Raw genomic sequence first — 7,990 nt, 5'->3', positions numbered from 1 at the left:
ATGCATCTCCGACCTGTGCGCAGCTGGCGCCTCCGAAGCCCTGGCGGGACAAAACCTGTGGGAGACGGCCATCACCAAGCTGACCAATCCCCTGGCCCAAGGAGAACTCCGGGGCCATTTCGCCGCCTGCGCGATCAGCCAAGGCGACCACCGCAAGGCCCTGGACCTCCTGCGGCAGGCGGCCGTCGACGTCGAGACCGACCCAGCAGACCAGCCGCCCTACCTCGTCACCCGAGCCCGGACAACGGTCAGAGCCGCTGCACAGCAGCTCCCCGACGCTCCGGCCAACCTGCCCTCCTGGGCGATCAGCCCCCTCCCAGACACCGATATAGATCTGGTCAACGCGTGGCAAGCCGCCACCGACTGGGATCAGCGGGAAGCAGCCATCACCACCTACGGCGCACCGTTCCCACGGCCAACCCTGCCTCAGACCCTCGACATCCTCGACTTCCTCTACCCCGACAGATCTGTCATCGACGAGCTGAGGGCCCTGCTCACCGCCGCCGACGACCAGGGCCTATCCGCCGTACTCGCCGACCAGCGCGCCCAACACGACACCCTCCAGACCGTCAGCACCTGGATCGGCAAAGACACTTGGAACGAGTCCTTCAAGTACCTCGCCGACCACCGCGACCGACTCATCACCAATGAGGTCACGCACCTTCTCGCGCAGTCGGACGAGCCCGTCGCCCGCCAGCACCTGGCGATCCTGCTACTGAGTACCCGACTACAGAACCAGGACGTGTTCACGATCGTCACGGACCCCTCCGCCGCCGCCGACCACGCCCTCGATGCCATCGAAACAGGCCACCTCAACCAACTCGCTTTGCTGCTCCAAGCAAACTCGAACATCGCCCGGCTACCCGGAACAGGGCTGTTCCTCCTCACCGTACTGACACTCGCTACTGGCAACACCGACCAAGCCACAACCCTCGCCAGAGCCGCCGCAGCAACCGCCACCCCGTTACAGTGCCGGGCAAATGCGATCCGGCTCAGAAAACTCCACGAAACGGCCGTTCCCTCTCTGAACGGCGATGCCCTGCAGCGGGTTATCGCCATCCTGGCCGACGACGTTCCCAACCAGCCTCCTGCCCAGGAGAACACCACGGACACGCCGAACCCACGGCGGTAGGTCAAAGCCTGAACCAGCGCGGAGATGTCTCCGCGCTGCGGGCCCGCGTGGAACGCAGGCACACCCTCCGCGGCAGCCACCACGTCGAGATCGCTCTCGTCAAGCCGCTCGCCGGACGCGGCGAGGACGAGGGGCCCGTTGTTAGTCCGTGACCAGGGCGCCGTTGCGTTCGCTGGAGACGATGATCGAGTTGGTCGCTCAGGCATGATCGAGTTGTGCATCGTCGGTGTGTACGACCCGTGGTCCTGGCCGCGGAGTTTGCCAGACGACCGTCTATCGACAGCACCGACCGCTGCGCCAGGCCACCTAGCGCTTGCCGGGCAGGTGTTTCGGTACGGCTCGCTGGCCAGGTAGCGAATCCATTCCCGCTCGTCCAGGCCCCGGCCGGCGCGTTGGCACGCCACCAGGACAGCGGCGTTCCGCAGGTCTTGGAGCACGCTGACGTCCCAGAGCCGTACGGTGCCGTCGCTGCCGCCGGTAGCCAGCAGGCCGTCCGGTCCGAACGCCACCGAGTTGACCCCACCGGTGTGGCCGGTGAGGGGGGTGCCGAGTGGACGGACCGCGGCCGGGTCGCTGAGATCCCAGATCCGCACGGTGCCGTCGCTGCCGCCGGCGGCAAGCAGGCCGTCCGGTCTCCGGATCACCGTGTACGCCTCCCGCGCGGGGTTCAACAGATGGCTTGCTGATCCGGAGTCAGGCCTCCGGCTACCCTGCGCCGCGTGCCGGTTGAGTTCTTAACTGATGAGCAGGCCGAGGGGTACGGGAAGTTCACGGAGGTGCCTACCCGTCCGGAGATGGAGCGGTTCTTCTTCCTGGACGACGTGGACCGGGACCTGATCGCGCTGCGGCGGACGCGGCATCACCAGCTCGGCTTCGCGGTGCAGATGTGCACCGTCCGCTATGTGGGCCGGTTTCTGCTGGACGATCCGTTGGACGTGCCCTCGTCGGTGGTTGAGCACCTGGCCGCTCAGCTGGGGATCGACGATGCGTCGTGCGTGACGCGGTACACCGAGCGCCGGCGGACGGTGTACGACCATGCATGGGAGATCCGGGACGCCTACGGCTACCACCCGTTCGAGGACGCGGAGTGGGGCCGGAAGTTCCGTTCGTTCCTGCATGGGCGGGCGTGGACGCACGCAGAGGGGCCGGTCGCCCTGTTCAACCAGGCGGTGGGCTGGCTGTGACGCCACCGGGTGCTGCTGCCGGGTGTGTCGGTGCTGGCCAAGCAGGTCGCCGCGGTGCGCTCGGTCGCGGACAAGAGGTTGCATACCACGGTGGCGAACGCCGCTCGGCGGGCGGACGACGCCTCCTCGACAAGGCGCTGACGTCACCGGCCTGTCCGGACGATCCAGGACCGCAACGCCAGACTGACCCGCTACGGCGCGGTCACGGCCACCAGCGGGCGACGCTGTMGATCGCGTCGAGCGTGGCGCCAGCGGCGCCGGTCCCGCCGAGGGCGCCGAGGAGCGGCGCCAGATAGCGCAGATGGGTCAGCAGGTGTTCCCGGATGGTGGTGGAGAGGTCCTCCATCACGGATTCGAGGATCTCGAACGCTGCGGCGGGCGCCAGGCCTTCGGTGGCGTCCGCCACCAGGAGCACACCGAACGAACGCCACTCCTCGTTGACCTCGCGGATCGCCAGGGCCAGCCGCAGCGCGCGGGTGATCGCCGCCGTGGCGGCCGGCGGCTCGAGCAGCGGCGCCAACCCCAGGAGGACGCTGACCCGCGTGAGCCGGTCCGGTCCCAGCAGGATGCCGACCCGGGTGCGCCGGGAGTCCGCCTCGGCCGCGGCCGCGGCCTCGGCTTCGGCCTCCCGGACGGCGGTGACCAGAGCTGGGCCGCGCAGCTCGGGCAGCGTGTTCGCGGCATCGAGGAGCAGCCGCGCGCGATAGAGGGGAGCAGGCATGTTCGCCACCGCCCGCACCCCGTCGGTCAGCGCGTCGGTCCGGGCGTCGGAGCTGGCGGGCAGGGCCGCCGCGAGTCGAAGCCGAGCCAGCGCCCGGTAGTAGTCGAGAGTGATCGTTTCGATGGTCGCCCGCGCGTCGGCCGGGTCGAGGCGCGGCGCAAGCGCGCACAGCGCGGCGGAGCGCGGATAGGTGGGCGAGAAGCGATCGTCCTTCGGGATGCGTTCCGCGACGGCGACCGCCCGCGACGCGAGGTCCCCGGACAGGCGGGGAGCGAGGCGAACCAGCGCGGCGCTGACCTCGCGGGGACTCTCCCCGACGAGCCGCTCGCCCGCGGCGATGACCTCCTCGAGAAGATCCTCAGGAAGATGCGGGCCGCAGGCGAGCAGTACCCTGTCGCGTCCGCCCGCGGTGGTCCACTCCACCAGCGAGGCCATCCCGGCCCGCGCGATGGCCGGCATCGATGCGGGCAGCCCCAGGCGGGCACGGCGGTCCCACCACAACATCTGGCCCTCCGACTCGAGCAGGAGCTCGTACTCCTCGCTACGCGGCATCCCGGGCAGCGAGGTGTGGAAGCGCCACCAGGTGCCCAGGTCGCGCAGATCGGACAGCCAGCTCCAGCACCGTTGCCGCGCGGCCTCCGGCAGGTACGGGAACAGACAGCCGAGCGTCTCGGCGACACCGCCGACCGCCTCGGTGAGGTCGGGCGGGGCCAGCCCGCCCGATCGCTCACTCGCGTCCGGCACGGCCGGCGCGCTGTCGAGGGCGACGCGCACGGCGTCGTCGAGGAGGCCGTCCCGCGTCGGCGGAGAGAACCCGAGCGCCGCGGCGCCGAGCAGCAGGGCGGAGTGGGGCCGGGCGCTATGGAGGAAACCGTGCAGCAGGACCGGGATCAGCGGTGGGCAGCGTGCCGCGGACACCCGTGGCAGCGCGTCCCGCGCGGCCACGGCGACTCGGGCCTGCCCGGCGTCGTCCAGCCAGGGAGCGAGCGCGGCCGCGGTGAGGACGCGCCACGGGGCGTCCCCGATGGACATCGCGATGGCCAGCGCCCGCTGGCACCCCCGCGCGTCGAGGCGGGGAGCGAGCGCGGCGAGGGCGCGGGCGCGTTCCTCCTGGGTGCTCAGCTCGTCGACCGCGGCGAGCGCGCCGGGGATAGCGGCGGCTGGCAGATGGGGGGCGAGCGCCGTGAGCACGGCGTCGTAGGCACCGAGACGGGCCGCGCCGAGCTGGGCCGCGACGGTGGTGCTGGTCAGCAGGGGAGCGAGCTCGCGGCCGGCGGCGTCGGCGAGCACCTCCGGCCGTTCGGCGACGAGGGCCTCGGCCAGCTCGCGCCCGTGCGGGGCGGGCAGGTGTGGGGCGAGTGCCGCGACGACGGCGGGCCAGCGCGCCGGTTGCGCCGCGATCTCGGCGTGGACGACGCCCGGCAGGTGGGGCGCGAGCAGCGACAGGGCCGCCTCGGGGCGCGGCGCGGCGGGGCCGAGTTCGAGTGCCCTGCCCAGCAGGCGCTCGCGTTCGGACTCCGCGAGGTGCGGGGCGATGAGCAGCGCGGTCCGGATCGCTTCAAGCGGGTCGGACGCGCTCTCCCAGACGGCGAGCGCCTCCCGGACGGTCGCCGTCCGGGCCGGCTCCGGGAGGATCGCGAGAACGGCGGCGCGCAGCCGGCCCGGCGCGTGGCCTTCAGGCTCGAGCTGGGCCCGCTCCAGCGCCTCGTCGGGCGGCAGGCGCGTGAGCAGCGCGGCCAGCGCCGTCAGCCGGGGCCCGTCGTCGGTGAGACCGGCGGCGATGTCGACGGCCCGCCGCAGGGAGGTGGCCGGCAGCACCGGCGCGAGGGCGGCGAGCACCTCCCCCTGGGGCTCGGGCGACTCGCTCAGCGCCAGCTCCAGCGCCTCGTCGGGCACCGCGGCCGCGATGGGCGGGAGCAGGCGGGTCAGCCACCTTCGGTACGTCGCGGGGATCGACCGGGCCGCGGCCAGGGCCTCCAGCCACAGCGCGGTCGGGCGCGGCCCGTCGGCCTGACCGGTTCGTGGCGAGGCGGCGGTCGCGGCGCGCGCGATGACGATCAGCGTCTCGGTGCGCTGGCCCGCGTGCGCGACGCGGCGGGCGTAGACCAGCGCCTCGTCGAACGTCCAGACGCCCTTGTCGAGCAGGGCCCCGACGAGGGCGGGGGGCACCCTCCGGGCGAGGCTGTTGATCGATGTCGCCATGAGCAGGTAACCGACGACGTGGGGCAGGTCCGCGGGCGGGCGGCCCGCGTCCACGTCCCGGCGGCAGGAGCGCAGCGCGGCCCGCGTCGCCGTGTCCAGGTCGCGCGCGTAGCCCCCGGTGTCGCCGACGCGCTGACGGGCTGTGAACCACACGTTGACGACGCGGGGCGCCGCCCCGGGTCGGGCCGGTGATCCCGCCGACCCTGCCGGCATGCCCAGATCAGTCGGCGCCACAGGCGAGGGCCCGACGGCCCGTTCGCGCGACAGCAGGGCGTGCGCGTCGGCCTCGCGACCGGCTTCCAGCAGATGGTGAACAAGGTGGCGCAGGCCGTACCGGCCGTCGGCGTCCGTCGGGACCCGCTCGTCGAGGCCAGGCAGGCCCGCCGCGAGGCCGCCCCAGGCGTCGAGATAGCGCTGCCCGATCGCGCCGTGCCGGCTCCTGGCCGCGCGGCGAAGATCCCTGACCAGGGAACGTTCGGCGGTCATGCTCCGGCTGATGCCCGGGGGCAGCTCGCCACGCAGGAACTCGCGCATGCTCGCGTGGTACAGCGACCAGCGGGGTTCCGTGTCTAGGTCTAGGTCGTCGTTGTCGGCGGCATCGGGGTCGGCGTCGTCGGTGGTCGTGGTGTCGGGGTCGTCCCCTGCCGCGAGGAGGAACGGCCGCCAGTCCTCTTCCAACACCGTCCGCCACCGTTCGTCTGGCTCGACCCCGGCCAGGGCGCACAGCAGCGGGAAGTCGACCGGTTCGGCGGCGACGGCGAGCGTGGCGAGCAGCGGCCCCTCCACCGCCGACCACCGCGCCCCGTCGCGGCCACGGGAACGCCGCACCCGCTGGGCGTAGTAGAGCCACAGCGAGGCGGGCAGGGAGTCGAGGTCGTCGGGCCGACGGGCCTGGCTGGCTATCTCGTCCAGGACGTAGCGCAGGTAGACCCAGACTCCGCCGCAGGCGGTCGAGAGCCGGTCGGCGACCTCGGGGACCGTCAGGCCGTGCGCGCGCAGCCGGGCCGCCAGGGGCTCCTCGGCGAGCACCCGGTGCAGGTAGGCGGCGACGTCGGCGAGATTGTCGGGCGCCGCGGCCTCCATCAGCACGACCCGCGGCGGCGGGTGCACCGGCAGGAACGCCGTCCCGGGCCGGCGGGACGCGATGACGTACACGCCGTCGGGAAGGATGGCGGGCAGCCCGAGGGGAACCTGGTCGGGTTCGGTCCTCGCCTCGTCGAGGCCGTCGACGACCAGCACGATCGGCTCGCCCGGCCGCAGCCGGTCCCGGGTCTCGGCGGCCTCGGCGAGCAGGTCGGCGAAGACGTCGGGACGCCCGGCCGACGGCGGCAGGACCCCGCCGGGTGCCGCGTCGAGGAGCCCCAGGGACACGATCAGCCGCGCGGACAGGTTGCGCAGCGCGGCCTCCGGTCGGTCGCCGCCCGGGATGCCGACGACGTGCGACAGGTATCTGCGGTCGCGGACCAGTTGGGCGCAGAACGCCGACTTGCCCAACCCGGCGGCCGCCTCCAGCACGAGGTAGCCATTCTCGTTGTCGCTGAGGAAACGGTCGACCTCGGCGACGAGCCAGTCGCGACCGACGAACCGGTCGAGGTCGAGCGCGCGGTGAAACTCGCCGGTGCGCTGGTAGACGTCGGTCAGCCGGGTGAACTCCCCGGTCGAGAAGACGGCGGCCGGCACCGACGCCGACTGCCMGGGGAAGCGCGGCGAGCCGGCGGAGTGGGGCAGGCCCGGCTCGGCGGCCGGCTTCGCGCGGCCCGTCAGCGTGGCGCCGATCCACTCCCGCAGACGGGACCTGGCCTCCGCCGCGGGCAGACCGAAAAGGTCCACGGTCGCCATTCCACGCAGGACGCCCGTCAGGCGGCAGTCCTCGACCCGGACCGGGACAAGAGTGCGTTCCGTGCCGTCCGGGTCGCGTTCGAATGCCGCTAGCCGCTCCCGCCGTCCGTAGACCGAGTCGAGATAGGCCTGGGAGACGACGGCCAGTGTGCGCCTGGACCGTTCGATGCCCTCGTCCATCCGGGTCGTCCAGTGGGAACCGGGCATGGCGTCCCACGCTTGGAGCAGGACGTCGTATCCGGACTCCTCCAGCTGCCAGGCGATCCATTCCGCCCACGCCTGGTCAGTGCCGGCGTAGGACACGAAAAAATCCCATCGGGGTCGCGCGCCGACGCTGTCGCGCGCCGGGGCGACCTGTCCCGAAGGCTCCCCCGACGCCATGTCCTTAGCGTGCCACGTCAACGAGCGCTGGCGGCCGGACCGGCGGCTCAGCCGCGCGGCCGCCGTCGACGCGGGTGAGGCGGGTGAGGCCCATCCAGGGAAACGGGTTCAGCGTGTGGCCAAGCATCCGCCGGATCTGGCGCCAGTCGACGCCCAGCGCGTACGCCCGCCGTGCGGCGGAACAACGACGTGATCGTGTTCGCTCGCCCGCCGCGACACTCCCAATCTATGAATACGGAGACCGGGACAAACCGTGGGAGGCTACGCCGCGTTCATGATCGGTTCTGTGTGGTGGTCCTTGAGCTGGTGCGGCGTCGGCGCCAGGCACGGATGTCGGCGTCGGCGGCCTGGTCGGTCTTGTGCGCGTAGATCAGGGTGGAGCGGATGTCGGCGTGGCCGAGCCGTTTGCGGATCGTCTCGACTGGCACGCCGGCGTTGAAACCGGTAGGCAGCAATGTTCCAGGGGTGTTGAGTAGCGCCATGGGAGAAGATCGACTGGTAGCTATTCGTCAGGGCTGGTAGTCACGGTCA

General features: G+C 72.2%; 3 protein-coding genes and 2 pseudogenes. 2 read left to right on the top strand and 3 right to left on the bottom strand.

What is annotated here, in order from left to right; translation table 11 throughout:
• The coding region (locus BCD49_RS45680; RefSeq protein WP_158072990.1) for a hypothetical protein at positions 1-1,132 on the top strand (1,132 nt) is incomplete at its 5' end.
• A gap of 455 nt (positions 1,133-1,587) precedes the next feature.
• On the opposite strand, the pseudogene BCD49_RS45675 reads toward BCD49_RS45680, so the two are convergent.
• Positions 1,588-1,776 (bottom strand): annotated as a pseudogene (locus BCD49_RS45675) (WD40 repeat domain-containing protein); the annotation flags it as partial.
• Between the two features lie 75 nt (positions 1,777-1,851).
• On the opposite strand from BCD49_RS45675, the pseudogene BCD49_RS38825 reads away from it, so the two are divergent.
• A pseudogene (locus tag BCD49_RS38825) lies at positions 1,852-2,439 on the top strand (DUF4158 domain-containing protein); the annotation flags it as partial.
• Positions 2,440-2,518: 79 nt separating this feature from the next.
• On the opposite strand, the gene BCD49_RS45670 reads toward BCD49_RS38825, so the two are convergent.
• Together BCD49_RS45670 and BCD49_RS42950 are read right to left on the bottom strand one after the other, a co-directional pair.
• The gene (locus BCD49_RS45670) at positions 2,519-7,381 is read right to left on the bottom strand and encodes a toll/interleukin-1 receptor domain-containing protein (protein WP_071042503.1); all 4,863 of its coding nucleotides are present in this window, start codon (positions 7,379-7,381) and stop codon (positions 2,519-2,521) included.
• A gap of 350 nt (positions 7,382-7,731) precedes the next feature.
• A complete protein-coding gene (locus tag BCD49_RS42950) occupies positions 7,732-7,941 on the bottom strand; it encodes a tyrosine-type recombinase/integrase (RefSeq protein WP_007507673.1) in 210 nt (69 codons plus the stop codon).
• Between the last annotated feature and the right edge of the window lie 49 nt (positions 7,942-7,990).

Origin of the sequence: Pseudofrankia sp. EUN1h (genome assembly GCF_001854645.1) — a bacterium.
Lineage (GTDB): Bacteria > Actinomycetota > Actinomycetes > Frankiales > Frankiaceae > Pseudofrankia > Pseudofrankia saprophytica.
Note: the sequence above shows the minus strand (reverse complement) of the source record. Positions and strands in the feature narration are given on the sequence as shown.